The organism is Alicyclobacillus mali NBRC 102425 (assembly GCF_001570745.1).
GTDB lineage: Bacteria > Bacillota > Bacilli > Alicyclobacillales > Alicyclobacillaceae > Alicyclobacillus > Alicyclobacillus mali.
On sequence record NZ_BCSG01000017.1, the window covers coordinates 85,783 to 111,037 of the forward strand.

Consider the following 25,255-nt stretch of genomic DNA (forward strand, 5'->3'; position numbering starts at 1 on the left):
CGAGGGATGGTAAAGCCTCACTGGGATGCGACGACGTACGAGTTTGCTTCACGGCGCACGGTCGTGTTCGCCAGGCGGGGGATGGTGGCGACGACGCAGCCGCTCGCGTCTGAGGCGGGTCTCGAGGTTCTGCGGCGCGGCGGCAACGCCATCGACGCGGTGGTGGCGGCCGCGGCTGCTCTCGCCATCGTGGAGCCGACCTCCAACGGCATCGGCAGCGACGCGTTCGCCATCGTTTGGAAAGACGGTAAGCTGCACGGCCTCAACGCCAGCGGCCACGCGCCCGAGCGGCTGACACGGGAGGAGCTTGAGCGCCGCGGCCTGCGCGAGCTGCCGACGCACGGCTGGCTGCCCGTCACCGTGCCAGGCGCACCGGCCGCGTGGGCGTCCCTCGTCGAGCGATTCGGCCGGCTGCCGCTCAAGGACGTGCTCGCGCCCGCCGCGGCGCTCGCCCGCGAAGGCTTTCCGGTGCAGCCGGTGACCGCGCGCAATTGGCGCCGCGCGATGGAGGCCCATCGAGGCCGGCTGACCGGTCCGGAGCACGAGCCGTTCTTCCGCCTCTTTGCGCCAGGCGGCGAAATTCCCGGCCCCGGGGACCTCTTTCGCAACCCGGACGGCGCGCAGGCGTTGGAAGCGATTGCATCCTCCGGTGGGCGCGCGTTTTACGAGGGCGAGATCGCAGATATCATCGACGGGTTTGCCCGCGAGACGGGAGGGCTTTTGTCCAAGGCCGATCTCGCCGCCTACAAGCCCGAGTGGGTCGATCCGCTCTCCGTGTGCTATCGGGATTTCGAGGTGTGGGAACTGCCGCCGAACGGCCAGGGCATCGTGGCGCTGATGGCGCTCGGCGCGCTCGACGGCCTGGATCTCGGCAGTATGGACGAGGCGGATCGCGCGCACGCGATGCTCGAGGCCATCAAGCTTTCGTTCGAGGTGGCGCTGCGCGAGGTGGCAGATCCCCGCTTCATGCGCGTGTCGCCCGCGTCGCTCGTGTCGAAAGACCACCTCGAGGCGCTTCGCGCGAAGATTGGAGCGGAGGCTCGACTGCCGGCCGTGGAGCGGCCGTACTACGGGGGCACCGTGTATCTCTGCGCCGCGGACGGCGAGGGCAACATGGTGTCGTACATCCAGAGCAACTACATGGGCTTTGGCAGCGGCGTCGTCGTCCCGGGCACGGGCGTTTCGTTGCAGAACCGCGGGCACAATTTTTCCATGGATCCGTCGCACCCGAACGCCCTCGGCCCCCGCAAGCGCCCGTACCACACCATCATCCCCGGCTTCCTCACGCGCGGGGGCGAGCCCGTCGGGCCGTTTGGCGTTATGGGCGGCTTCATGCAGCCTCAGGGCCACGTCCAGGTGCTCGTGCAGATGCTCGATCTCGCCCGCAACCCCCAGTCGGCGCTCGACGCGCCGCGCTGGCAGTGGCTGCAGGGGAAGCGCGTGCTGGCGGAGGCGGCTTTGGGTGAGGGCGTGATCGCCGAGCTGCGGGCGCGCGGCCACGAGGTCGAGGTGACAGACGACGGCACGCCTTTTGGCCGCGGGCAGGTCATCTGGCGCCTGCCAAACGGGGCCTTGGCAGGGGCGACCGAGCCGCGCGCGGACGGATCGATTGCCGCGTGGTGATGCGCAGAGGCGCGCCGGATGGGGAATTGCCTATCTAGGGTCCCAGCCCGCGTCGTCTGTGGAGGGTGCCATCGGGGTAGGACGAGAGTGTCCGAATCGGCGGCGTACAGCGGGGCTGCATCACTCAGGCTTGCGATAGATGTAGCCCCCTTGTCTGCGCCCGACAATCCATTTGCCCGCGGGTCCGAGCTTATTCCGTAATCGGCCCACGAGTGTGGCTACGGATGCCGGATGTGCAATCCCTCGCCAGATGAGGGCGGAGATCTCTTGTCGAGAAATGATTCGGTTTGGGTTGTGAAGAAAGAGCTGCAGAAGAGAAGACTCATTGATGGTGAGATCCACGTGGGCGTCACCGGATTCAGTCGAGATCTTGACAGCTCGCAGATAGGGAAGGTAGGTGACGGACGGTCCCACGGGAATCTCCGGGTAGTCATGCACTGCGGTTTCGGATGGCGGAATGATGAGATGTGTGAGCCAATTCTCTTCTTGTAAACGGCACAAGCAGACCGGTACGGGTGCGAACAAAAAACCTTCCAGGGCTGCGTCTGTAGCTCTTCGCCAGTCCTCCTCGCGCAGCGCTCTGCGTACCATCACATAATGCGGACATGACGGTCGGTCACGCAAGAGCACCTCCCAATCCTCGTCGGACAAATCGGGCACTGCGTCGATGTACAAGCTCGCATTCTCCGACGCCAGCAAAGCTAGGCACCGCTCTGCCCATGGAAGAACGCGGGTTGATGGGTTTGTAAACCTCTCAAATATGAACTGAATGCACCGATCTTTGGTACACAAAACAATTTTCAAACGAGCATCACTCCAACAGTCCCTGAGTTCTCAGGTTGAATCTCTTGTGCATTTTGGCAACACATATCATATGGTCAAGAATCCTCGGTACAGTTGCAAGAGGTTTCCGGATAATTGGCATCGCATTGGCAGCACGTCGGTGGAAAAGGTAGGACACAGAGATGTGCCATCGAAGTGATATCACGACAGTTGGAACGGCTAACTACAATAGAGCTTGTCGGAAAGGGTAGTGCATGAGGTTTTTCAAATCAAGGACAACTGTAAAACTTTGTCGCGGTGCGACAATCGTTGTGAAGCATCAACACGAAACCCGTGTCGGAACGGCGTGAAAAGTTGGTATGAGTTGCATTTCTATAGGTGCATCAGGTCGAACTTCCGTCTCAATATCCGAAGGATAAGGTGGCATCAATCTGATATAACCGAAAATAATTATATGTTTTATAATAATAATAACATACAAGGAAAGGGGTTAAATCGATATGTTCCACGTAGCATCGTCTCTGGGTGTTGGGCCTTGGCTTGCATCGAAAATCGTCGCGTTAATTAACACCATGGGATGGGGGGTCCTTGGTGCTTCGATCATAACGGCCTTGCTTTCTGGAGGCTCTTTGGTCGCTTGGGACGCCGCGGCGGATTATATCGTCGCAACCGTCATGAATTATTTGCGTCAGAACGCTTGGGCGAAGGCTGTAGCGTGGTAAAATCCTCCGTCTCGCTGTCGTAGGTCGTCAAACGGAGAAGGGACGGGTACCGATACGCTTGATGACATGGAATCCAGTGTTGCGGTCGCTTGTACGGCACCAGATGCGACAAGAGTATGCCGGTTTGACAGATCGTGTTCAGAGCATGCTCGGCTTCCCTGCGCCGTGGGCCACCATTGCGGTGGCCTATCTATTGCAAAATACAATATTCCTCATTATGGCGCTGCTCGTCCTGAATATGCGCCAATGGGATGCCTGGCCCGTCACTGCAGGACTGGTGCTCGCCTTTAATCTTTACCTACCTCGGAGCGTGGCGCGGCGAGGCATCGTTGGGTTAGACAGAGAAGCTCTTCGCGAGGTTCTATATCTATCGCCACATCCCATTGAGCGTTTGTGGGTCGCACGTCTTGCAGCAGAGACGGTGAGCTTTTGGATTCACTACGGTGGTCCCGAACTTGTCGCTTGTTTAGTACTTGTGAGCTGGCCTGCCAATCCGTTGCTCGGCGTGGGCCTGGCCGTAATCTTTATCGGTGTCGTCACAGCCATTCATCTATCGACGCTGACTTCGCGAGCGAAACCAGTAGGTTCTCGGATTCAAATTCCTTTTTCGTACTGGCGATATTTGCTAACCCTCGTCGGTCTCACCATGTTGACAGCAGTGGGGACCGACTGGCTGATCGTTCCCATAGCTCGCCATCCCTTGCCGTTTTCGATGTTGGTCATGGACCCGGAACGTACGCTTCGAGCGTTTTCTAACGCTTGGAGGGAGCATCTGCTGAGCTTGAGGCACACGTGTACGGTGTGGGTGTACGGACATGCGGGCCAGGAAGAAATTGTTGGGCTTGTCGGGCTTGCGGCTTGGATCGTCATCCGCTTGTTCAACGCGAAGCGTGAGGCGCGCATCCTTGAGGCTGGTGGTACCGGTGTGGGCGCTGGCTTGCGAGGGATCTATGTGTTTTACCACGCTGTTGCGCGCGCGATTTGGCCGTCAGATCCGTTTGTCCGGAGAGACCTTCTTTGGCTTCAACGAAACCAGGTCTTTACACCCTTGTCGTCCCCCTTGCAATTGATGATGCCGCCGGTGGTGAGTTCAGCGCTGGGCGTGGTCATCAGTCTCTTCGGTGTCACGTCGCCAGCAGGTTTCGTGCTGGGCTGCTGGTTTATTGCGCTCCAATCCTGCTATCAGACAGCGAGTCTGTTCTTTTGGAGTTTTCCTATCGTCTACCCTGGGAGTGAATTGCGCCAGCAAGAGTTGATCCGGTTGTCGCCCACGGAGAGTCTGTGGAGACTGAAAAGGTCGAAGGCCAGACTTCTTGGGCTCCTCGGCCTGCCCTTGGTCATTGAACTGTTATTGATTTTCCTGGTTGCTGGCTTCGTGCAACGGATTGGAGCCTGGAACTTAGCAATAGGTCTGACGGGTTTGATCGCCATTTGCGCACTGGCGTTTTTGGTGTGCTCGTTGCGCATCTTTGCCATGAATCGCTATGACTACGACGATATCTTTGCCGTGGCTCGCGAAAATGTGGGACTGACGTTCATTCGAATTCTTGAACAACTCCCCAAAAGGCTGCTTTACATCGCGTTTTTGAGTTTCTTGTGTTTGACCCTGTTCTTTCAAAACGCGATGTCCAATGAATGGATCAGTCTCTTGGCACTTGCATTGGCTTGCGTGGATGTCGGCGTGATCGCATGGACGTGGATTCTATCCGGCCGAGGCACCCATCTCGGACAAAATGCTCATCGTTCCGAAGATCCGGAGAATCGACGTGATTGGCGGACGTTTAGGCGTGCGCTTCTCTCGCGCTGGGGGCGTCTGGTCCTTGCACTGTGTGGAATTTATGCCTTCGCGGTTGCAGCAGGCGCTTACTTGGAGATTTCCTTCGTACCACCGATCGCGCACAATCCTCACCTCGCTTGGCAGGCGTACTTTATTCACAACGTAGTGTCTTGGGGGATGGCCGCAGGGTTGGGACTTCTCACGTTGGGGTTTGGAAGTCTTGTTTTGCTCGCTTTCAATGGCCTTATCGCAGGTGAGGCCGTTTGCCTCATGTTCCAGGAGAAACATGCGGGCTGGATTTACACAGCGTTTCTTCCCCACGCGGTGTTTGAGATTCCCGCTCAGTTGCTGGCGGCCCTTGTTCCTTACCTTCTCTTCGCGTCGATAGGGACGGGTGGGCGAGGCATGGAGTCGGGTTCGCAGAGATGGGTCGCTCTCAGATGGGCAGCGGCACTATCGTTCGGCGCCATGGCACTTCTCTTCCTCGCTGCTTGGATGGAATCCATCTTTGGGATTTAAGGTGATGAGGTGAGTGATGGAACCCTTGCTGGCATTCGAAAACGTCATCTTTCATTACGACCCTAACAAGCCTGTGCTTGAGGATGTGAGTGTGGAGGTGGGCCCCGGTGAAATCGTCTGGCTCCGAGGACCAAACGGAGCGGGAAAATCGACTTTGCTCCGTATAGCAGCGCAACTGTTGCGGCCACAAGCGGGAAACGTCCGCTTCCGCGGTCAATTGCTTTCACATCGCAGTCGCGGTTACGCGGAGGCCATCGCTTACGTTCCCGCCGAGCCTTATCTGTTCGATTATCTCACGGGCCGGGAAAACGCCGAATTCATCCGCTATCTGTTTTCGATCCCGCGCGACGATATGGACGCTTGGATGCAGCGGGCGGAAAAGGAATTTGGGCTCGTTGGCGCGCTGGACCGTTTCGTGAAAGAGTATTCTCTCGGCATGCGCCACAAATTGTATTGGGCGATGATGTTGGCACGGTCCGTGCTCATCTTCTTGCTCGACGAGCCGTTTTCTCCGCTCGACCACGAGTCGCGAACAGCAATTACCCAAGAGCTTAAGGCGCGGGTCGAACAGGGGGCGGCGGTGATTTTCACCACCCATGTGGACGAGTTAGCTGCAGAGTTTTCCACTCGGGAAGTTTGGCTGCGCGATGGGCGCATTTTCAACGCAGGAGATGTCGGGGACTGAGGAGGTATACGCATGACGTTTCAAAAGGAGGGCATTTCGTTTCTGGCCGGCGCGGTAACGCTCGCGAGTTTGGCTCTCGGTGCAAAGGTGGGAAAGTCGCTCTATCTGGGTCAGCTTATGGTTCCCCACGTGAATCCGACGGTGTTCAAACTTGTCATTACCGCTCTTTTTATTCTGGCGTTTGGGCTGTTCACGTCAAGGTCCAAAGGCTTGGACAAGCCATGGGTACGGCTCATTCGCACTGGAATTACTGGACTAATTGTAATCGACATGATCACGTACATCGTGGTCGGGCTGCGATAAAAGAGTCGCAGCCTCCGCGCATCTGCTATGGCCGGATAGGTGGACGATACCTACCGACGTTGGTGGAGGAGGCGCAAACTGCTGCCCCCTCTTCAACGTAGCCTAGCACTTTGGCAAGCCTGCCGGGCCGAGCGCCGAGGCGACGACGGCAAGCGCTGTTCGAATGCCCGATACGAGCGTCGCAAGCGGCAGGGACGGCGCCTGCTTGTGAAGCGCCTGCTCGGTCATGTACGGCACGTGAATGAAGCCCCCAATGATGCCTGGCGACTCCTCGGCGATGAAGTGCATCAAGCGGTAGAACGTGTCGTTGCACACGAACGTCCCCGCCGTGTTCGAGATGTGCGCGGGTACGCCGGCGCCACACATGGCTTCGACCATGGCGCGAATCGGAAGCGTCGAAAAATAGGCGGCGGGCCCGTCCGGCGCGATGGGTTCGTCGATGGGCTTTTGGCCCGCATTGTCCGGGATGCGCGCGTCCATGATATTGATGGCGATGCGCTCCGGGGTCACGTGCGTGCGGCCGCCCGCTTCGCCCAGGCAGACGACGGCGCGCGGCTTGACCTCTCGGATGGCACTCACGAGCTCCTCGCCGGCCCGACCGTACACCGTGGGCAGGCGCCGCGCGACAATTCGATAGTGGACGCCCACGGTCTCTCCGGCGAGCGATCTCGCCACCTCCCACGAAGGGTTGAGCGCCTCGCCCTGAAACGGCTCGAATCCTGTCACCAATATTGCGTCCATGGGCCTTCCCCCATCGCCGACCGATTTCCGCGGTGTTGCCGCGGTTCCAATGCTAAACTGTTCGCGCTTGCTTCGCGGAAATCCTGTCGGCTCAGGGAGAGCGCGGCGCTTGCAATGACCAAATGACCATATTAGAATTTTGGTCAGAGCGCCACAGCGCGCAGAAAGCGAGGGATGACCATGCGGGATCGCATCGAGGAGGCGGCCAGGCGCGCGTTCTCCGAATTTGGCTACAAGGGCACGACCATGGATCAGATCGCCCGGCTCGCGGGTGTCAGCAAGGGGGCCATTTATCTCCACTTCCCGAGCAAGGAAGCGCTGTTTCAGCACATGCTGCGCGGGGTCATCGCGCAGGTGCGGGACGCGTTCGAGTCGGCCCAGACGGAGGGCGACGACTACTTTCGCAATCTCGATCGCGGCCTGCGCGCGCTGATGCGGTTTCGCGCCGATCACGCCATGCTCTCGAAGCTCGTCCAGGAGGTTCGGCAGTTTGGGACGGCGGAGGCGCGCGCAGGTCTGCAGGAGCTTGAGACCGCCATCCTGGATTATCTCGCGCGCCACCTGAAGCGCGGCGTGGACCTCGGCGTGGTGCGGCCGTGCCGCCTGGACCTCGTGGCGTTCGTCCTGTTGCGCGCGTACACGGCGGTGTTGCGCGACTTTCCGCCTGCGGAAGGTGCGCTCTCGGAAGAGGAGCTGTACGAGCTTTTCACGGGCCTGTTTGTCGATGGCCTGCGCCTGAGGCCCGGCGAGGGCGAGCCCGGGAACGCGCAGACTGAGCAGGAGAGGTGAGTCGGATGGCCAGTGCTTCCGAAGTCGCTGCGCGCGGCAGTGTCTTTCAGGAGTTCGCGAGGCTGCGAAAACCCAAGATGATGGTGCAAGCCGTCGGGATCGCGCTCATCCCGGTGTTGTACGCGGGCGCGTTTCTCTGGGCGTTCTGGAATCCCTACGGCCATCTCGACCGCCTGCCGGTGGCTGTGGTCAACGAGGATGCGGGCGCTTCGTTTCACGGCGAGCGCTTGAACGCGGGGCGAGACCTCGTCGAGAAGCTGAAAAGCGATCACAGCCTCGGCTGGCACTTCGTGACGCAAAGGCAGGCCTCCGCGGGAATGGAGGACGGGGCGTATGCGATGGAAATCGTCATTCCGCGCGACTTTTCGAAGCGCGCCGTCAATAGGGCCGAACATACCGGTGCGCCCGCGCCGGAGATCACGAGCGTCACGAATGACCGGTACAACTATATCGCAGGCGTCATTGGGCGGAATGCGGCGGTGAAGCTTGCGTCGGAGACGGCGCTGGGACTTGCGAAGTCCTACACGGCGTCGCTGGTCGATGCGCTCGAAAGCTCGGGCGCGGGGCTTCACAAGGCGTCCCGGGCCGCGGATGCGCTCGCCTCCGGCGGGCGAGAGCTTGAGGCGAAAGGCGAGTTGCTCGTGAGCGGAGCGTCCCAGTTGGCCGCAGGCGCGAATCGCCTGGAAGGTGGACTTTATCAGGCGTCTCAGGGCGCTGGAGCGCTGGCGCAAGGTGCGTCGCAGGCCGTGTCTGGTGCGGGCCGCCTGAACGCGGGGCTTTCGCGGCTGAACCAAGGCGCCGAGGCGCTCGCGCAGGGCGCTTCATCCTGGGCGAATCAAGCGCGGGCCTTCGGCGAGGCAGGGAGCAAGCTGGGCGAGGCGGCTCAAGGGGTCGGACAGGGCGCGTCCCAGCTGGCCGCGGGCGCAGGCAAGCTGACGATCGGCCTGAGTCAGTTGGATACTGGCGCGTCGCATCTCGCGTCTGGCGCCGAGGCGCTCGCGCAAAACGCGTCCCAGTTTGCACAGGCTGCGAATCAGACCGCGGCGGGATCGCAGCAAGTGGCGTCCGGCGCCAAGCAGTTGGCGGAAGGGCTTCAGCAGTTGGCGAAGGCCAATCCTGCGCTCGCCGAGACACCTGCGTTTCAGTCGCTTCTCGCGACGAGCGCAGAGTTGGCGCAGGGCGCCTCGCAGACCGCATCCGCTAACGAAGAGCTCGCCGCGGGCGCGACAGGGCTGTCGCAGGGGGCCGCGCAGGTCGCATCTGGCGCATCCTCGCTGGCGTCCGGGCTGACGAAGGCGGCATCCGGGGCAAGCCCGCTGCAACAGGGGCTTCAACGGTTGGCGCAGGGCGCAAGCGGCGTGGCGCGAGGAGGCGCACGGTTGGCGACGGCGTCCGGCCAACTCGCCTCGGGTGCCGACCAAATCGCGCAAGGCGCGAAGGGACTTGCGGCGGGCACAGGCCGCGCGCAGCAGGCTTCGTCCTCTCTAAGCGGCGGGTTGGCGCAGCTTCAGGCCGGTGCCGCCAAGCTCGCGGATGGAAACCACGCTCTCGCCGGAGGCGCGTCCTCGCTCGCAGGTGGCGCCGAGAAGCTCGCAAATGGCCTCAGCGCTTATCAGGCGGGCGTGGGCAAGCTCGCCAGCGGTTCCGCCGAACTCGCGTCCAATCTCACAAGCGGCGCGTCCAAGCTGCAGGCGCTCCACGGCGGCGCCGTGCTGACGGCCGTGGCGCACCCGGTTTCCCTGCACCAGGTGGAGCTTGGCGACATTCAGACGTACGGGAACGGCTTTGCGCCGTATTTTCTATCGCTCGGGCTGTACGTCGGCGTGCTGATGATGAGCGTCGTCTTTCCATTTCGCGAGCCTTCCGGCGAACCGAAAAGCGGCCTCAAGTGGTTCTTCTCAAAGTGGCTGCTCGTCGTCGCCATCGCCTGGGCGCAGGCGCTCATCGCCGACGCTGTCGTGCTCGGCCTCGTCGGGGTGCATGCGGCGCATCCTGTCGAGTTTGTGCTGTTTTCGCTCCTCGCGAGCATGACCTTCGCGTCCATCCTGCTTGCGCTGGTGGCGCTGCTCGACAATCCCGGCCGCTTCCTCGGCGTGGTGCTGCTCATTCTGCAGCTGACGTCGACATCGGGAACCTACCCCGTGAGCCTGTCTCCCCGCTTCTTCCAGGCGGTGGGGCCCTGGCTGCCGATGAACGCCACCGTGAGCGGATTCCGGTATCTCGTCGGCGGCGGCGATCCGTCCCTGATGGCGCGCGATCTCGCGGAGCTCGCCATCTACACAGCGGCCTTTATCGTCATCGGCATGGTCATTTTCGCGGGTTTCTTCCGCCGCCTTGGGCGCGCGGAGCCCAAAACGGTGTAAACTGATACGGAGAACTCCATCGAGGCGCTCCCCCGCTCCTGACGGGAGCGCCTCCGTCTGTTGAGACGGCGTCGCGCAGACCGCGAAGGTCGTCGCGCCGTTCGCAGAGCGCCACGCCGAAGGAGGAACGGTCGCATGGAAGGACAACCATCAGCCCGCCATCCCGACTGGGAGACGGAGCAAGCCTACGCTCATCGCGTCGTGGCCGCCATGCGCGCCAAGCTCGCGGAGCTTGAAGGCGTCTTGCGCGGCGTGCGCGGCGAGATCGTCGAATTTCGCCGGCATTTCTGGGACGACGTCACCATCAACCTGAGCACCTTGGACGATCTCGTCGAAACCCACTTCGCCATCCGCCAGCAGGCGGAGGTCCTCGGCGAGCGGGAGCGGCGTCACCAACAGGCGGCGAAGACCAAGCGCACGCTGGAGCGCCAGATTTCGTCGCCGTTTTTCGCGCGAATTGACTTCCAATACGAGGGCGAAAGCGAGGCCGAGCCCATCTACATTGGGATTGCGTCGTTTCGCGACGAGCGGGAGCAGGAATTCCTCGTGCACGACTGGCGCGCGCCCATCTCGAGCGTGTACTACGACGCGCTGCCCGGACCTGCCTCGTTCAAGGCGCCGGCCGGGATGGTGCGGGGCGAGCTCAAGCTCAAGCGCCAATTCGTCATCCGCGGCGGCACCATCCTGGCCATGTTTGACGCAGGGCTAACCATCGGGGACGAGCTCCTGATGTACGCCCTGTCGCGCCGCTCCGACGCACAGATGCACAACATCGTCGCGACCATCCAGCGCCAGCAGAACGTCGTCATCCGCGACGACGAGTCGCCGTCGCTCCTCGTCACCGGCGCGGCCGGCAGCGGCAAGACGTCGGCCGCTCTCCAGCGCGCAGCGTACCTTTTGTACAAGCACCGGGGCGATCTCGACGCGCGCCAGATGCTCTTCTTCTCGCCGAACCCGCTGTTCATGTCGTACATCTCGAACGTGTTGCCCGAGCTCGGCGAGGACAACATCGAACAGGCGACGTTCTACGACTATCTCTGCGCCAGGCTTCAAAACGAGTTCGTCGTCGAGGATCCCTTCGATCAGATGGAGCGCCTGCTCGAAGCGGGCGAGGACAGCCGCATGGCGAGAGCGGTGCGGCACAAGGCGTCGAAGGCGTTTGCGGACGAGCTCGACCGGTACGTCGCCGGCCTCGCGCCGCAGATGCGCTTCCATCCCATTCTGGTCGAAGGGCGCGTCATCGCGACGGCGACCGACGTCAAGGCGGCGTTCGACAGGACGGATTCGGGACTTCGCCTCCCGCTTCGCGTCGATCTCGTCAAGGAGGATCTCCTAAATCGCCTGCGCCAGTTTGAGCGCGACGAGGCGCTTTCCGACTGGGTGCAGAAGGCCGTGGACGGCCTGCCGGACGAGGCGTACCGCCGCGCAGAGCGCACGGCGGCCAAGCGCAAGCGCGAACAGCCTGAGCTGGACGAGCAGGAGGAAGCCCGCCGGCTGCTCGGACGAGAGGTGCTTCGCCGGACACTTCGGCCCGCGCGCCGCTTCGTGGAGACGCTTCGCTTCGTGGACACCGCGGGGATGTACCGCGCCTGGTTTGAACAGGCGGCGTCGAACCCGCCCGAGGGCTTTCAACCGGAAGACTGGGCGCAGATCTGCCGACAGACCGTTCGCGAGATGGACGAGGGCACGCTCTGGTACGAGGACGCGACGCCGTACCTGTATATGAAGGAGCAGATCCTCGGCCGCGCGGTGAGCGCGCCCATCCGGCACGTGTTGGTGGACGAGGTGCAGGATTACTCCGTGCTTCAGTTGCGCCTCATCCGCAGCCTCTTCCCCTACAGCCGCATCACCATGCTTGGCGATCCCGAGCAGCTCGTGTCGCCGCATCGCCCCGGCATCCTCGAGGAGGACGAGATGGCGCGGCTCTTCCCCGGGCTCGTCCGGGTGGCGTTTGGGCAGAGTTACCGCTCGACGAAGCAGATTGTGCTGTTCACGCGCGGCATGGCGCACAAGGGGACAGAGATTCAGCCGTTCGATCGCGACGGCGCGCTGCCGCAACTGGCGGAGGTATCCGGCGAGGCCGAGCAGGCCGGCTTGATCGCCCAGTGGCTTGGAGAATTTGCGGATGCGGGGTATCAGACGACGGCGGTCCTGACCAAGACGCAGGCCGAAGCGGGGCGTTTGACGAGAGCGTTGGAGCGGTGCGGCGTGAAGCTTCGGCGCCTCGACAAGCGCGCGGTGAGCCTTGAGCCGGGCGTCGTGGTGGCGCCGGTGTACCTGGCGAAGGGCGTCGAGTTCGACGGTGTCATCGTCGCAAACGCGTCGCGGGATCAGTACCGAACCGCGTTTGATCGGCAAATGCTGTACACGGCCTGCACGCGCGCGATGCACGAGCTGCGCATGGTATCCGTGGGTGAGGCGAGCCCGTGGATTCTGTCGCAGCCTGCAGACACCTACGAGCGCGTGGACGCGGCGGGGGTGAACGCGACGTGAAGATCTACCTGTTCCGCCATGGGCAGACCGTGTACAACGCGGACGGCGAGCGGTTCTGCGGCACTTCCGACGTGGGACTGACCGCGCTCGGATGGCAACAGGCCCGCCGCGCCGCGCGGCTCATTCGGGGCGTGCGCCCGGCCGCCATCGTCCACTCTGGTCTGCTCCGATCGCTCGAGACTGCCACGGCCATCCGCGAGTCGCTGCCGGGGGCTGCGGACTGCCCGCTCGTCGCCCACGAGGGGTTTCGCGAGGTCGGGTTTGGCGCCTGGGAGGGGCTGACCCGGGCCGAGGTGAATCGGCTGTACCCGGAACTGTACGCCGAGTGGCTCGTCCACCCGGAGGAGGCGCGCATTCCCGGCGGGGACGACTTGTACGAGCGGCAGCAGGAGGCGGTCGACGCCTTTTTGGACGTCGTTGCGCGCTATCGCGACGGCGATCTCGTCATTGTCGCCCACAACACACTCAATCGCCTGCTCATCCTCGGCCTCATGGGTCTCGACGCGCGCCACTACCGCCGCATCGTGCAGGAAAACGCCTGCCTCAACATCCTTGAGTACCGCGAGGAGGAGGGCGTGCGGCTGCACGCGCTTAACCGAGTGCCCGAGCGGGACGAATAGGCGCGGCGCGGAATGGTTTAGCCGCGCGTTGTGGTAAGATACTTTCGGAGATTCGCGACGCTAGGAGGGGAAGACGTGATCGAACTATCCCTGGAGAAAGCGAGAAAATGGTTCACGGAGGAACACGAGCAGCGGCTTGCGCCTTTGGCGGAGTTTGCGCTCGGCGAGTTGAATAACCAGGATCGCGACGCCTTCGGGAAAGGGTGGATCGGCTGGCCGGCGGCGGATCACAGCGCGCTGTACCGCGATGTGGACGCCATTGCGGCGGACTTTCGCGCGAAATCGAACGCGACGGTCGTCATCGGCATCGGCGGATCGTATTTGGGCGCGCAGTCGGCCCTGTCCATGGCGAAGCCCGCGTTCACGGGCGAGGGCGAGCACGAGGTGATTTTCGCGGGCCAGCAGCTTAGCCCGACGTATCACGCGCACCTGCTCCAGTACCTGGATAAGCGGGAGGTCACGCTGGTCGTGGTGTCGAAATCGGGCACGACGCTCGAGCCCTCCGCGGTCTTCCACACGTTCCGCGAATACCTGGAGAAACGGTACGGCGCCGAGGAGGCCAATCGGCGCATCTGCGCCATCACGGACGCCGAGAAGGGCAGTCTGCGCCAGTTCGCGGACGAGCGCAAGTACGTGACCCTGCCCATCCCGGATGACATCGGCGGGCGGTACTCGGTGCTCACCGCGGTGGGGCTTTTGCCGATGGCGCTGGCCGGGATCGACTACAAGCGCGTGATGCAGGGCGCGGCGCGCATGCGCGACGAGCTCTCGAAGTTCAAGGTGGCGGATCACCCGGCGGTGAAGTACGCGCTTGCACGCCACGTGCTGTACCAGCAGGGCTTTGTGGCGGAAGCGCTTGTCACGTACGAGCCGCGCGTCGCGGATTTCGCCGGATGGTGGCAGCAGTTGTTCGGCGAGAGCCAGGGCAAGGACGGCACCGGCCTGTTCCCCACGATGTTGCGGTACACGACGGATCTGCACTCCATGGGGCAATACGTACAGGACGCGCGCAAGATCCTCGTGGAGACGGTGCTCGACGTCCATTTCTCGGACGAACCGGAGCTCGCCGTGCCGCACGGCCTCGACGAGAAGAACGCGTATCTGGACGGCGTCTCGTTCTCGCGGCTGCAGGAGGTGGCCGTGGAGTCCGTAATGGTGGCCCACAGCGAGGCCGGCGTGCCCAACATCCTGATTCGGGCGAAGGGCGATCCGGAGTCGCTCTACGGCGAACTCGTGTACTTCTTTGAAGTCGCCTGCGCGGTTGGAGGGTATCTCATGGGCACCAACCCGTTCGATCAGCCGGGCGTCGAGGCATATAAGAACGAGATGCGATCGCGCCTGAAGGCGTAAGGGACTAGAGGAGAAGGGGCAACGGATGGAACAGAAGCTTGCGCTTGGCATCGATATTGGCGGCACAAACGTGAAGTTGGCCATCGTGCGAAGCGATGGCCGCGTGTTGGCGGACAAGTCCATCCCCACGGCCCCCGAGCAGGGGCCGGAGGCCTTCTCCCGCACGGTCGGCGCGGAGGCTCGCGCCATGGCGGACGAGGCGTCCGTGGAGTGGGACTCCGTCGTGGGCGCGGGTGTGGGCATGGCGGGCTTCCTGGACGTGCAGCGCGGCTGGGTGGAGGAAGCGGTCAACCTGCATTGGCGAGACGTCCCCCTAGCGGATCTGCTCCAGGCGTCGCTAGACAAACCTGTCCGCGTGGACAACGATGCGAATGTCGCGGCGCTCGGCGAGGTGTGGCTCGGCGCGGGGCAGAACGCGCACACCGCCCTCTGCGTGACCCTCGGCACCGGTGTCGGCGGCGGAATCGTCATTGGCGGGCGTATTCACCGCGGCGCTTCGACCATGGCGGGTGAAATCGGTCACATCATGGTGAAAAACGACGGGGAACTGTGCAACTGCGGCCACCGCGGCTGCCTGGAGACCCTCGCCTCAGCCACCGCGCTTGTGCGTCACGCCGTCGCGGCGGGCGTCAGGAGCCCGGACGGCGGAGAGCTCACCGCGAAAGACGTCTTTGCGCTGGCAGCAGAGGGCCATCCGGCCGCGCGCGCGGTGGTGGACGACATGATTCACTGGCTCGCCGTCGGGCTGGCGATTGTCGCCAACATCCTGAACCCGGACGTCATCGTCGTCGCGGGCGGGCTCGTGAACGCGGGAGATCAGCTGATGGAGCCGCTCCGCGAGGCATTTCAGCGAGAGGCGCTGGCCCGCGTCGCGCGCGCGTGCAAACTGGTTCCGGCGAAACTCGGCGATCAGGCGGGCGTCCTGGGCGCCGCACGGCTCGTGTTGCAGGATATCGAAAGCCTGTGAGGCAGGAGGTTTCCCCTGCCTCACGTCTGGGCGAACGTCGCGCGGAGTCAGCGGAGGTAATCCTTGACGCGATCGTACACGGCTTCGGGTGAAAGGCCGTCGGCCGAGATGACGGGGACCTGCTGAATGGCGCTTTGCATGCCCATCAGATTCTTGTCGAGCCCCGTGATCACGACGGCGCCCACCGAAGGCTCCACGTGGGAGGACATGTCAACCACCTGACAGCCCTGGCTCTGAAGATACTCCTTGACTGGCGTCAGACCTGGTTCCACAGCCACGGCTTTCATGAAGCATCCCTCCTTGGGCGTTCGTTCACGGCATAGTGTTTGAGGGCGGTTCGAAAATATGCGGGCGGGGTATTGCCTTGGAAGGAGGTGTCACCCAAGTGGGACACGTGCACATGATCTTCGGCGTCATCCTCATCATTCTGGCCATCCTGGCGACGGCGTGGGAAATTGCGACGCAGCGTGGGCTGCCTCGAGCGCTGCGCGGTGTTGTCATTGGGCTGTTTGACCTGCAGGTGTTGCTCGGCATCATCACGTGGATTGTGCGCAAGCCGAACTGGTCGTTCGTGTTTCACCCCATCATTATGATTGTGGCGGTCATCATCCTGCACGTGATGACGTCGCCGTCGGCGCCGAGGTCTCGCCGGTTGACGGGGTGGGTTGTCGCCACGGTTTTGTTCATCATCGGCGCGGCGATTTACCATCACTGAGCGTCCGTCGTTCGGAAGTTCATGCCATCTCGCGGCCATGCGATCACCTCCAGGCAACAATCACCAGAAGACAATCGGTCCTGCGCTTTGTAGAATCGATAGAGAATGGAGATTGGGCTTGCCGACAAGGGGCTTGACGCATGGCCGACCGACTGCAGTTGCAAATTCGATACCCCGAACAAGGACTTAGCGAGCGCGAGCGACAACTCGTCGTCTGCCTGGTTCAGCGCATCTGCGTGCACCATCTTCAGCGGCGGCGGGATCGCTCGGTGCACATTCGGCCAGCGAATGTGGATTCCATCCATCTTCTCGTGAACCAGGTGATTGAGCTGGATCCGGCGCTTGACGAAGACGAGCGAGGCGAGATCCTGCGGGCACTCGTGGAAGACGTGAATCGCACGCTGGCGCTCTGCGACATCCGCGGTGACGATATTGTGCGCGTGCACCTGGCGTAGCCAGCCAAGCTGGCGCGGAGGGGCGGGCTTGAGTACAATCGGGATGGGGAGTGAGTGTGGTGAAACTTCACATCTCGACGTTTCAGATGCCAGACGGCATGTATGTGGCGACGTGCGCGGAAATCCCGATGTGCCGTGCGCTTCGGCAGAACAAGGGACATGCAGTACAGGACGTGAAGCAGCAGATTCGGCGCTTTCTTGCCGAAAGGCAGGCGCAAAACCGTCCCTTTGCGCCGGAACCGCTGTTGGAAATTGAAATGGAGGCGCCGAATGGCCCTTGACGAGATGGGCATGCTGTGTTATAGTTTAAAGCGTTCGCCGCGTTAAGGCGATGGCGAAGGCACTCTGCGGGGTGGAGCAGTTGGCAGCTCGTCGGGCTCATAACCCGAAGGTCGCAGGTTCGAGTCCTGCCCCCGCAACCAGATGGAGCCGTGGTGTAGAGGCCTAACATGCCTGCCTGTCACGCAGGAGATCGCGGGTTCGAATCCCGTCGGCTCCGCCAACAAGGACCGCTCAAGCGAGCGGTCCTTTTGCGTTGAATGGGAGCGGCCTCGGGCGCCGTGCGCTAGGTGCGCCTCGGCCACCGCGCCGCGTCTCCGAGAATCGCGGTGATGGCGGGGACCATCCAGGGCCGCACCACGAAGGTGTCCAGCAGCACACCGATGGCCGTGACCACGCCGAATTGCAGCAGCACCTGGATGGGCAGCGACGCGAGCATGGCAAACGTGCCTGCCAGGATGAGGCCGGCGGAAGTGATGACGCTTGCCGTGTCGGCGACGCCACGTTCCACGGCGGCGTGAGCCTGTCCCTGGCGCCAGACCTCCCAGATGCGCGACATGACGAAGATGTTGTAATCTTCGCCGAGTGCCACCAGAAAGACGAACGCGTAAAGCGGGATAGCCCCCTGCATGGCGGGCTGATGGAGGACCTCACGAATCACGAGCCAACCAAGGCCCATGGCGGCGCCGTAGGAGAGCACGATGGTCGCGAGGAGATAGAGCGGCGCGACGACCGATCGCAAATAGACGAGCAGGAGGAGCCCAATGGCGACAAGCACAATGGGGATGACCACCCGCGTGTCTCGAGCCGTGATCGCTCGCGTGTCTTCTTGCGCAGCGGTTTCGCCGGCCAGGTAGACGTGCGCCGCTTGCCCGCCCGCTGAAGCGCCCGTGGCCGCAGCTCGCTCGATGGATGGCAGCGCCGCCATGGCGGTTTCGCTATAGGGGTTCGTTCGCAGCTCCACCTGCATCAAAGCCACTTGGGCACGGTCACGGACCGCCACCAGGTTCACCTGATCGACGGTGGGGAGCGATTGCACGGCTCGGACCGCACCTTCGGGGCTCCCGCCCTCAATAAGCACATCGATGGGCGCGAGCGCGCCTGGGCTCTCGTGGGCCGACAGCACGGCGTAGCCTTCGCGCGAAGGCATGTCTGCCGGGAAGGACGAGAGCAAATCGTAGCTGGTTTGCACGTGTGGCAGGGCGAGGCAGCACGCGGCGAGGGCGAGCGAGCCAAGGACGGCCACCGGCGTGCGGCGCCGCACCGCTGTCCGCCCGAGCCAGCGCGAGACGCCCCCTGGCTGCCCTGCGTCTGGCGAATCTGGTTCATAGCGGGGAATTCGTGGCCAAAACGCTGCGCGCCCAAGCGAACCGATGAGCGCCGGCACGAAGGTGATGGCGACAAGGGCCATCACGAATACCGCGACGCTGAAGGGGATCGCGAACTCGTGGAAGGACGGCGATCGCGCCGCCAACAGAGACAGAAGCGAGGCGGACACCGTCAGGCCGCTCATCAGAATGGCAACTGCCGCGCCCTTGTAGCCAGCCCGCAAGGCGTCGATCGGCCGCTCATGACGCCGCAGCTCCTGGCGGTAGCGGGCGATGAGGAACAGGCAGTAATCCGTTCCGGCGCCAAAGAGTAGCACCGTCAGGATGGACAGGGTCTGCGCGTCGAAAGTCAGGCCACCGTAATGAGCCCACGCGCCAAGCAGCGAGCTCACGACGGTGTATGCGATCCCGACGCTCACAAGCGGCACCAAGGCCAGGATGGGCGAGCGGTAAAGAACGATCATGAGTGCCAGCACGAGCAACGTCGTCACGATGAGCAGGGCGAGATCCGCGTGCTGGAACAGATGCGTCGCGTCGACTGCAATGCCTGCTGGCCCCGTCACGTAGGCGTGCAGGCCGGGACGGTCCAGTGCACGATTGAGCGCGTCGCCGCCGACCGCCGCGCGGAGGTCCTGATCGATCTCGTCCACGGCCTGATTCAGCTGGTCCTGCGATGCGTCCGCGCGCAGGAGCACGGGGAAGCTCACCACTTTGCCGTCACTCGAGGCGAAGCGCGCCGCAGGTCCGGACGGGAGCGCATCGAGCGGGGGCACCTGCGTTTGTGCCGTCACGGGATGCGTGCGAAGTTCGCGGACGGTCCGGCGAATGGCAGCCCAATCGGCGGAGGAGATGCCGGTCGGATCGTAGAAGACGAGGATGGCGGGCGTGCCGGACGACGTGGGGAACGCATCCCGCACTCGGGCGGTTGCCACCTGGCTGGGGGCCGAGGCGGGCAGAAGCGTGGAGCGGTTGATCTCCTCTTTGGACGCCGCGGGAAAGACCGCGGCGAGCAAGGTCGCGGCGAGGAGCCATCCGAGGATAACCGCCGCGCGCCAGGTCCCGCTCCACGTTCGGACTTTCGAAGAGAAACGATGCAACATCGTCGACCTCCTTTCAGCGATGTCGTAATTATATATACCAGATAGTTAATTTGTAAATGCGCTTTGCGTGCCGTGCAAAATCCGATACCATCGAAGGCGATGTCGATGAGAAGGTGAGACGATGCGGAACGCGAGGAGCCGGCGGCCTGGGCGCCCGCCGCAGGTTGAGATAGACGAGCCGACGGCTGAAAAAATTCTCCGCGCGGCTGCGGAATGCTTCATGGATCAGGGATTCGCGGCCGTTTCGATGGACGACGTGGCGGAACGAGCTGACGTCACGAAGGCCGTCGTGTATTACTACTATGGTTCCAAGACGGAGTTGTTTCAGCGCGCGATGATGGCGGTCATGCGCGCATCCCGCGAGCGCACGCAGGTCATTCTGCGCGAACATGGGCCCCTGCGCGAGCGGCTGCAGAAGCTCACGCGGACCCGCCTTGCCATTCCAGCGACGCTCGACATGAATCACATCCTTCGGGGCAGTCAACGCGCGCTTCGCCAGGATCAACTGGACGAGATGCACCGGGCGGAAGAGCAACTGGTGGAAGTCATCGCTCAAGCATTGCACGCGGAGATGGCAGAGGGGCGCTTGCGGCCGGTGGACGCCGTGTTCGTGGCGAGATCGTACCTGGCGCTGCTCGGCATGGGACAGGCGGAATTGCGGCGCCGCGGCGGGGGACAAGCCGCCATCGACGAGATTGCGGCAGACATCGTGGATCTGCTCTGGCGCGGCATCGAGCCGCGGTGAAGCGTGGGCGGGATGAGCGCCCATCTTGGCAAAACCGGGCGAACGTCTAGGCTGACGGGCGCGCCGCCACATACCGTATAGCGAACGCTCGCAAGAAGGAGGAGGATGTTCATGTACGGCGTGTTTGGTGGGTACACCCGTTGGGCGGTCGTGTTCCTGATCATCTTCGTGCTGTTCTTCCTGTTTGTCCCGGCTGCGCCGGTTGCGACGGCTTCCTGCTGAGCGGCGAGCCGTCGGGGCGGCGGCTTGGCCGGGCCGCCGCCCACCATTCGGGCCCGCGGTTTGCGAACCGTGGTCCGTCACGGCTGCGTGGACACGAAAAAAGACGGCCATGCCGGCCGCCCGTGCATGCGCGATCACGCCTGTTGAAACGCGGGATCTTCGTACGGGTGCGCGACCCAGCCTGCCGGATCGATGAACAGGCGGACGGCCACCACTTTGCGCTCGTCCGTGAGCGTGAAGAAGTGCGGGTTGCCCTCCGGCACCGAGATGACGTCACCGGCGGCAAGCACCACGTCGAAATAGCCCCCGTCCTTGCCCTTGATGATGAAGATACCGCTCCCCGACACGATGGCGCGGACCTCGTCCTCGGTGTGCGTGTGCACCTGCTCGAACTTCTTCAGGAGTTCGTCCAGGTTCGGCGTCGACTCCGACAGCGAAATGACGTCCCACTTCACATAGCCGCGCTTATGCGAGAGGTCCTGAATTTCCTCCTGCAGCGCCTGGAGAATCTCGTCCTTCTCCGCATCCGAGAGATCGAACTTGCCCTTCAGCGCCTCCGGGAGCCGCCGATCCACATCCCAGTGATCGTAATAGACCTCATTGCGGTTCAGGAATTCGCGTACCTGGTCCTCACCGCGGATCTCTTCGCCCGTGTTGCGAATCCGTACGTATGCCACCACGCCGACCTCCCTGTGTGCATCTCCATGGCCGCGGACATCCGCCGCTTGCGTATATCGTAGAATTCCGCCCGGCATTTGTCCACAGGCAGGCGACTCGGGCAGCAGGGGCCTCATCTCAGCTCAGGCTGAGCCAGGCGCTTGTGCCCAACATCGCGGCGCCGGACGTGGCTTGGTAGATGACTCGGATTTGGCCCACCTCGCCCTTCATCCACGGCGCATACACGAAGGTCATGGACGCCTGATTCGGATAGGCGAGAAACCCGGGTGCCGTGGCGTGCGCTTCGGCGCGAGCGACGGCCTGCGTCCACGTGTCGAACACGGCGTCGCCCTGTTTCGGGATCCACTCGATTTCCTCCAACCGGTACCCCTTCGGCGCATTCGCAATATCAAAGCTCACGGTGTGTTCGCGCTCACTCGGCGGGCGGTCGATCACGACGCCAGGAGCCGGCTGGGTCGCCGCCATCAGGTCCACCGTGCCCTGGGGCCAAAAGACCGAGACGTGATCGACCGTGGGCCCGCGGCTGCCATTCGGTAGCCTCGGGAACACCCATAAAAGCTGGTAGTCAGGCCCCGCTGGATAGAGGTAGATGTAGGAGTCCTGCGTATAGCGGACGCTGCCGGGCGTGCCGAGGACGCCGGCGATGTCATGGTACGTGAGCGTGCGCAGCGCCTGCGCGTAGGATCGCACGTCGAAAATCTGTTCCCCTTTGTTGAGGCCAAACGCCACGTCCTTCGCGCGGTACGTGAAGTAGACGCCGGCGCCCGCATACGCCTGTGAGGACGGCGATCCCCATGCCTTCATCACCTGATCGATGTTCTCCCCGTCCGCAAACGGCACGCCGGGAAGTGAGCCGCGCAGTGCTGCCTGCATCACGCTGCGCACCATCTCGCCCGGATTCGGGGCGCGGCCCGCGTCTGCCCGCTCCGGCTGTGCGACGTCCGCAGAGCCCGCGGCAGTCCCCGCTCCCTGCGGCTCTGCGTTCGTCGCGCTCCTGGCGACATTGGCGGCGGGTTGAGCCGTTCCCGCTTCTGGCAAACCGATTCCATTGGCCGGGCGCTCGGCGCCACACCCCGCCAATCCCAGCGACACGACCACCGCGGCGCCAAGCCCGAGCCGGGGCGCCCAGCGCAGCCGCTCGCCCCTTCTTTCTTCTGCCCTGTGTCTCACATCGCACGCCCCCTTGTGCAGCGAATGAACAGCTGATCATGAGACGATCCTGCCGCGCACGTTGTGACAGATCGCTGCCGCACCCTACCCCTCGCCACCGCTGGCCTGCTGTCCACATGTTTATCCACAATTTCATCCCCAATATCCACAGGCTACTGTGGAAAACCGCGTGTGGCGTGCGATCCCGCTTGTGTATAATGGCGGTTGGATTACCCACAGGGATGTGGATGACTCGGCCCGAGTTCCACGCTGACACGAAACGAGGTGGCCTTTGAGATGGTGAACCATGATTCTTCCCCTCGCGATGCGGTGGTCGCCACCTATCGCCTGCGGGATCGCAAGGACAAGCTCGAGGCAAGAGCCGAGGGCATTGCCGTCGGCCTGACCATCGGGACCTGGACGGACCTTCCCGCCGCGCGCAAGTCGGAAGTGGCGAAGCACTGCGGCCGCGTGGAGGGCATTCGCGTGCTCGAGGAGCGGCCGGAGGGAGACGTCGTCGCCGAGATCGACATCGCGTATCCGGTGGCAAATCTGAATGGCACCTTTGCGTCGCTGCTCGTGACGGTGTTTGGCAAGCTGTCGATGGACGGCGAGATCCGGCTCGAGCGGCTCCAGATGCCGGACTCGCTCGTGCGCCAGTTCCCCGGGCCGAAGTTTGGCGTCGAGGGCGTCAGGCAGCGCCTCGGCGCGTACCATCGCCCGCTCGTCATGAGCATCTTCAAGGCGTGCGCGGGGCTCACGCTGGACGAACTCGTGGAGGCGTTCGGCGAACAGGCCGAGGGTGGCGTCGATCTCGTCAAGGACGACGAGATCTTCTTCACGGAGGCGTACGCCACGCCGGAGGATCGCGTCCGCGCCTATGCGGCGAAGACGGACGAGATCGCCCAGCGGACGGGGCGAAGGACCGCCTACGCCGTCAACCTGACCGGGCCGGTGCACAGCCTGCGTGAGAGGGCCCGCCGGCTCGCGGAGCTCGGCGCTGGCGCGCTGCTTGTCAACGTGGTGGCATACGGCTACGACGTGGTGGCGGATCTCGCCCGAGACCCCGAGGTCCACGTGCCCATCCTCGCGCACCCGGCCGTGTCGGGGGCGCTGTACGGATCGCCCAACTACGGCATCGCGGCGGACATCGTGCTCGGGCAGCTCATGCGGCTCGCGGGCGCGGATATCGGCATCTTCCCGTCCATGTACGGCAGCGTGACGCTCGGCCGCGAGGCCACGGACCGGCTGCTTCAGCACCTGCGGGCGGAAGGGCCGCACAAACCCGTCCTTCCCGCGCCGTCCGCCGGCATCTACCCCGGCCTCGTGCCGCGGCTGTATCAGGACTTCGGCGTCGATCTCGTCCTGAACGCCGGCGGCGGCATTCACGGCCACCCGGGCGGCGCGCGCATGGGCGGTCGCGCGTTCTTCGACGCCATCTGGGCTGTCGAGCACGGCGTGCCGCTTGAGGAGGCCGCGAAGGATCGCCCGGCCCTGCGCCAGGCGCTGGAGAAGTGGGGGATGCCCTCGTGACGGTGCGCGTGATCTGCGACTTTGACGGCACCATCTCCGAGCGGGACATGATTGTGAGCATCATGCGCCACTTTGCGCCCGAGGCAAGCGAGTCCATCATCCAGGCCGTGCGCGCCGGCGAGCGATCCGTCAAAGACGGCGTCGAGGCGATGTTCGCCCTGATCCCGTCGAACCAGTATGGCGCGGTGGCGGCGTACGCCCAGGCGGCGACCGCCGTGCGCCGAGGTTTTCCACAATTCATCCACACCTGTGAACAACTCGGGTGGAAAGTCGCGATCGTCAGCGGCGGATTCGACTTTTTCGTGGAGCCAGTTATCCACAACTTATCCACAGCGTCTGTGGATATCTATTGCAACCGCATCGACGCAAGCGGCTCTCACCTGCGCGTGAGGTGGTCAAAGCCCTGCGACGAGGCGTGCGACGGCGGCTGCGGCCTGTGCAAGCCGCGCGTCATCCGCGAAATCGCGCAGCCGGGCGATCGCGTCATCGCCATCGGCGATGGGGTCACGGATGTCAAAGCTGCGAAGATGGCCGATTTCGTCTTTGCGAGAAGCGATCTCCTGCGCTTGGCGCGGGAGCTGGGCCTGCCCCACCTTCCGTTTGAGACGTTTGACGACATCACAGCGGCGATTCTGGACAAGGGGAGCGAACTGTATGCCCACCTTTCATGAGGCGCAGACGAGCGTGATGGAGCTTGCCCAGTTCGCGGCGAGCCGTGGCTGGTTGCCCGCGACGAGCGGCAATCTCTCGGTGCGGGTGTCGGATCAGCCGCTCACGTTTGCCATCACGCGAAGCGGCGCGGACAAGACCCGGCTTCAGCCCGAGGACGTGCTGCTGCTTGACGCGGACATGCGCGCGCAAGGCGATACGCCGTACAAGCCTTCTGCGGAGACCACGGTGCACGTGGCGCTGTACCAGAAGTTCGAGTGCGGCAGCATTCTCCACGTCCACACGGTCTACAACAACCTGGTGAGCGAGCTGTATGCAGAGCAAGGTTTCGTGGAAATCCGCGGGCACGAGCTCGTCAAGGCGCTCGGCCACTGGGAGGAAGGTGCCGCCGTGCGCATCCCGATTGTGCCCAACTGGGCGGACCTTCATCGGCTCGGCTCAGCGGTGGCCGAGGCGGCGCAGGCCGACGTTCCCGCCGTCTTGGTGCGCGCGCACGGCGTGTACGCGTGGGGGGACACGCCGGACGATGCGCGCCGGCACCTGGAAGCCATCGAGTTTTTGTGCGAATACGTGTACAAGCTCCATCTCGCCCGGGGGCGCGGTGCCGTATAACCGTGAGGCATTCGGCGCACACTAGCCGCGGAAAG

General features: G+C 63.4%; 24 protein-coding genes and 2 tRNA genes. 20 read left to right on the forward strand and 6 right to left on the reverse strand.

The window, feature by feature from the left end; translation table 11 throughout:
* The first annotated feature begins 6 nt into the window (after positions 1-6).
* Positions 7-1,623, forward strand: coding sequence for a gamma-glutamyltransferase family protein (locus AMA01_RS06805; protein WP_067849308.1), 1,617 nt, complete (start codon positions 7-9; stop codon positions 1,621-1,623).
* A 120-nt stretch (positions 1,624-1,743) separates the two neighbouring features.
* On the opposite strand, the gene AMA01_RS06810 is transcribed toward AMA01_RS06805, so the two are convergent.
* Positions 1,744-2,298 carry a helix-turn-helix domain-containing protein gene (locus AMA01_RS06810; RefSeq protein ID WP_067849312.1) on the reverse strand — a complete coding sequence of 185 codons (555 nt, stop codon included), beginning with the start codon at positions 2,296-2,298 and terminating at the stop codon, positions 1,744-1,746.
* A gap of 608 nt (positions 2,299-2,906) precedes the next feature.
* Between AMA01_RS06810 and AMA01_RS14265 the strand changes: the two genes are divergently transcribed.
* The 4 genes from AMA01_RS14265 to AMA01_RS06830 all read left to right on the forward strand — a co-directional run bounded on the left by AMA01_RS14265 (position 2,907) and on the right by AMA01_RS06830 (position 6,412).
* On the forward strand, positions 2,907-3,128 hold the full coding sequence (locus tag AMA01_RS14265) for an uberolysin/carnocyclin family circular bacteriocin (protein WP_067849315.1): 222 nt from the start codon (positions 2,907-2,909) through the stop codon (positions 3,126-3,128).
* Positions 3,129-3,252: 124 nt separating this feature from the next.
* Complete coding sequence (locus AMA01_RS06820; protein WP_067849318.1) at positions 3,253-5,424, forward strand: stage II sporulation protein M; 2,172 nt, start codon at positions 3,253-3,255, stop codon at positions 5,422-5,424.
* 16 nt (positions 5,425-5,440) lie between these two features.
* Entirely contained in the window at positions 5,441-6,109 is a 669-nt protein-coding gene (locus tag AMA01_RS06825) for an ABC transporter ATP-binding protein (RefSeq protein ID WP_067849321.1), read from the forward strand.
* A 12-nt stretch (positions 6,110-6,121) separates the two neighbouring features.
* Positions 6,122-6,412: a hypothetical protein gene (locus AMA01_RS06830; RefSeq protein WP_067849324.1), complete on the forward strand. Its 291-nt coding sequence runs from the start codon at positions 6,122-6,124 to the stop codon at positions 6,410-6,412.
* 102 nt (positions 6,413-6,514) lie between these two features.
* Here AMA01_RS06830 and pcp read toward each other — a convergent pair whose 3' ends face one another.
* Positions 6,515-7,153, reverse strand: coding sequence for a pyroglutamyl-peptidase I (pcp, locus tag AMA01_RS06835; RefSeq protein ID WP_067849327.1), 639 nt, complete (start codon positions 7,151-7,153; stop codon positions 6,515-6,517).
* A gap of 180 nt (positions 7,154-7,333) precedes the next feature.
* On the opposite strand from pcp, the gene AMA01_RS06840 reads away from it, so the two are divergent.
* From AMA01_RS06840 to AMA01_RS06865, 6 genes are all read left to right on the forward strand, one after another.
* Complete coding sequence (locus AMA01_RS06840) at positions 7,334-7,942, forward strand: TetR/AcrR family transcriptional regulator (protein ID WP_231862856.1); 609 nt, start codon at positions 7,334-7,336, stop codon at positions 7,940-7,942.
* A 5-nt stretch (positions 7,943-7,947) separates the two neighbouring features.
* Positions 7,948-10,305, forward strand: a complete 2,358-nt coding sequence (locus AMA01_RS06845) for a YhgE/Pip family protein (RefSeq protein WP_067849333.1) — start codon at positions 7,948-7,950, stop codon at positions 10,303-10,305.
* Positions 10,306-10,440: 135 nt separating this feature from the next.
* Positions 10,441-12,798 carry an RNA polymerase recycling motor HelD gene (helD, locus tag AMA01_RS06850; RefSeq protein WP_067849336.1) on the forward strand — a complete coding sequence of 786 codons (2,358 nt, stop codon included), beginning with the start codon at positions 10,441-10,443 and terminating at the stop codon, positions 12,796-12,798.
* On the forward strand, positions 12,795-13,418 hold the full coding sequence (locus AMA01_RS06855) for a histidine phosphatase family protein (RefSeq protein ID WP_067849339.1): 624 nt from the start codon (positions 12,795-12,797) through the stop codon (positions 13,416-13,418). The genes helD and AMA01_RS06855 overlap by 4 nt, the downstream gene beginning before the upstream one ends.
* 75 nt (positions 13,419-13,493) lie before the next feature.
* Positions 13,494-14,768: a glucose-6-phosphate isomerase gene (locus AMA01_RS06860; protein WP_067849341.1), complete on the forward strand. Its 1,275-nt coding sequence runs from the start codon at positions 13,494-13,496 to the stop codon at positions 14,766-14,768.
* A 25-nt stretch (positions 14,769-14,793) separates the two neighbouring features.
* Complete coding sequence (locus AMA01_RS06865; RefSeq protein ID WP_067849344.1) at positions 14,794-15,735, forward strand: ROK family protein; 942 nt, start codon at positions 14,794-14,796, stop codon at positions 15,733-15,735.
* A 47-nt stretch (positions 15,736-15,782) separates the two neighbouring features.
* Here AMA01_RS06865 and AMA01_RS06870 read toward each other — a convergent pair whose 3' ends face one another.
* Positions 15,783-16,022: a YkuS family protein gene (locus AMA01_RS06870; protein WP_067849347.1), complete on the reverse strand. Its 240-nt coding sequence runs from the start codon at positions 16,020-16,022 to the stop codon at positions 15,783-15,785.
* A gap of 98 nt (positions 16,023-16,120) precedes the next feature.
* Here AMA01_RS06870 and AMA01_RS06875 point away from each other — a divergent pair, with 98 nt between their 5' ends.
* From AMA01_RS06875 to AMA01_RS06895, 5 genes are all read left to right on the forward strand, one after another.
* On the forward strand, positions 16,121-16,450 hold the full coding sequence (locus tag AMA01_RS06875) for a hypothetical protein (protein WP_067849349.1): 330 nt from the start codon (positions 16,121-16,123) through the stop codon (positions 16,448-16,450).
* A 140-nt stretch (positions 16,451-16,590) separates the two neighbouring features.
* Positions 16,591-16,905 (forward strand): hypothetical protein, encoded by a 315-nt coding sequence (locus AMA01_RS06880; protein WP_067849351.1) that lies wholly within the window; start codon positions 16,591-16,593, stop codon positions 16,903-16,905.
* A gap of 59 nt (positions 16,906-16,964) precedes the next feature.
* Positions 16,965-17,186 (forward strand): hypothetical protein, encoded by a 222-nt coding sequence (locus AMA01_RS06885; RefSeq protein WP_231862857.1) that lies wholly within the window; start codon positions 16,965-16,967, stop codon positions 17,184-17,186.
* Positions 17,187-17,251: 65 nt separating this feature from the next.
* Positions 17,252-17,327, forward strand: a tRNA-Met gene (locus AMA01_RS06890).
* A gap of 3 nt (positions 17,328-17,330) precedes the next feature.
* A tRNA-Asp gene (locus AMA01_RS06895) sits at positions 17,331-17,407 on the forward strand.
* Positions 17,408-17,470: 63 nt separating this feature from the next.
* Here AMA01_RS06895 and AMA01_RS06900 read toward each other — a convergent pair.
* Entirely contained in the window at positions 17,471-19,612 is a 2,142-nt protein-coding gene (locus tag AMA01_RS06900; protein ID WP_067849354.1) for an MMPL family transporter, read from the reverse strand.
* Positions 19,613-19,733: 121 nt separating this feature from the next.
* Between AMA01_RS06900 and AMA01_RS06905 the strand changes: the two genes are divergently transcribed.
* Positions 19,734-20,357, forward strand: a complete 624-nt coding sequence (locus tag AMA01_RS06905) for a TetR/AcrR family transcriptional regulator (protein WP_067849355.1) — start codon at positions 19,734-19,736, stop codon at positions 20,355-20,357.
* Between the two features lie 356 nt (positions 20,358-20,713).
* Here the strand turns inward: AMA01_RS06905 and AMA01_RS06910 are convergent, their stop codons facing one another.
* Both AMA01_RS06910 and AMA01_RS06915 read right to left on the reverse strand, forming a co-directional pair.
* Complete coding sequence (locus tag AMA01_RS06910) at positions 20,714-21,256, reverse strand: 1,2-dihydroxy-3-keto-5-methylthiopentene dioxygenase (protein WP_067849358.1); 543 nt, start codon at positions 21,254-21,256, stop codon at positions 20,714-20,716.
* Between the two features lie 118 nt (positions 21,257-21,374).
* Positions 21,375-22,427 (reverse strand): YjgB family protein, encoded by a 1,053-nt coding sequence (locus tag AMA01_RS06915; protein ID WP_067849360.1) that lies wholly within the window; start codon positions 22,425-22,427, stop codon positions 21,375-21,377.
* A 276-nt stretch (positions 22,428-22,703) separates the two neighbouring features.
* Between AMA01_RS06915 and AMA01_RS06920 the strand changes: the two genes are divergently transcribed.
* The 3 genes from AMA01_RS06920 to mtnB are packed head-to-tail and all read left to right on the forward strand — an operon-like array spanning position 22,704 to position 25,220.
* Positions 22,704-23,939 (forward strand): 2,3-diketo-5-methylthiopentyl-1-phosphate enolase, encoded by a 1,236-nt coding sequence (locus tag AMA01_RS06920; RefSeq protein ID WP_067849363.1) that lies wholly within the window; start codon positions 22,704-22,706, stop codon positions 23,937-23,939.
* A complete protein-coding gene (locus AMA01_RS06925; protein WP_067849366.1) occupies positions 23,936-24,610 on the forward strand; it encodes an MtnX-like HAD-IB family phosphatase in 675 nt (224 codons plus the stop codon). The genes AMA01_RS06920 and AMA01_RS06925 overlap by 4 nt, the downstream gene beginning before the upstream one ends.
* Complete coding sequence (gene mtnB / locus AMA01_RS06930; protein WP_067849369.1) at positions 24,594-25,220, forward strand: methylthioribulose 1-phosphate dehydratase; 627 nt, start codon at positions 24,594-24,596, stop codon at positions 25,218-25,220. The genes AMA01_RS06925 and mtnB overlap by 17 nt, the downstream gene beginning before the upstream one ends.
* Positions 25,221-25,255: the final 35 nt, after the last annotated feature.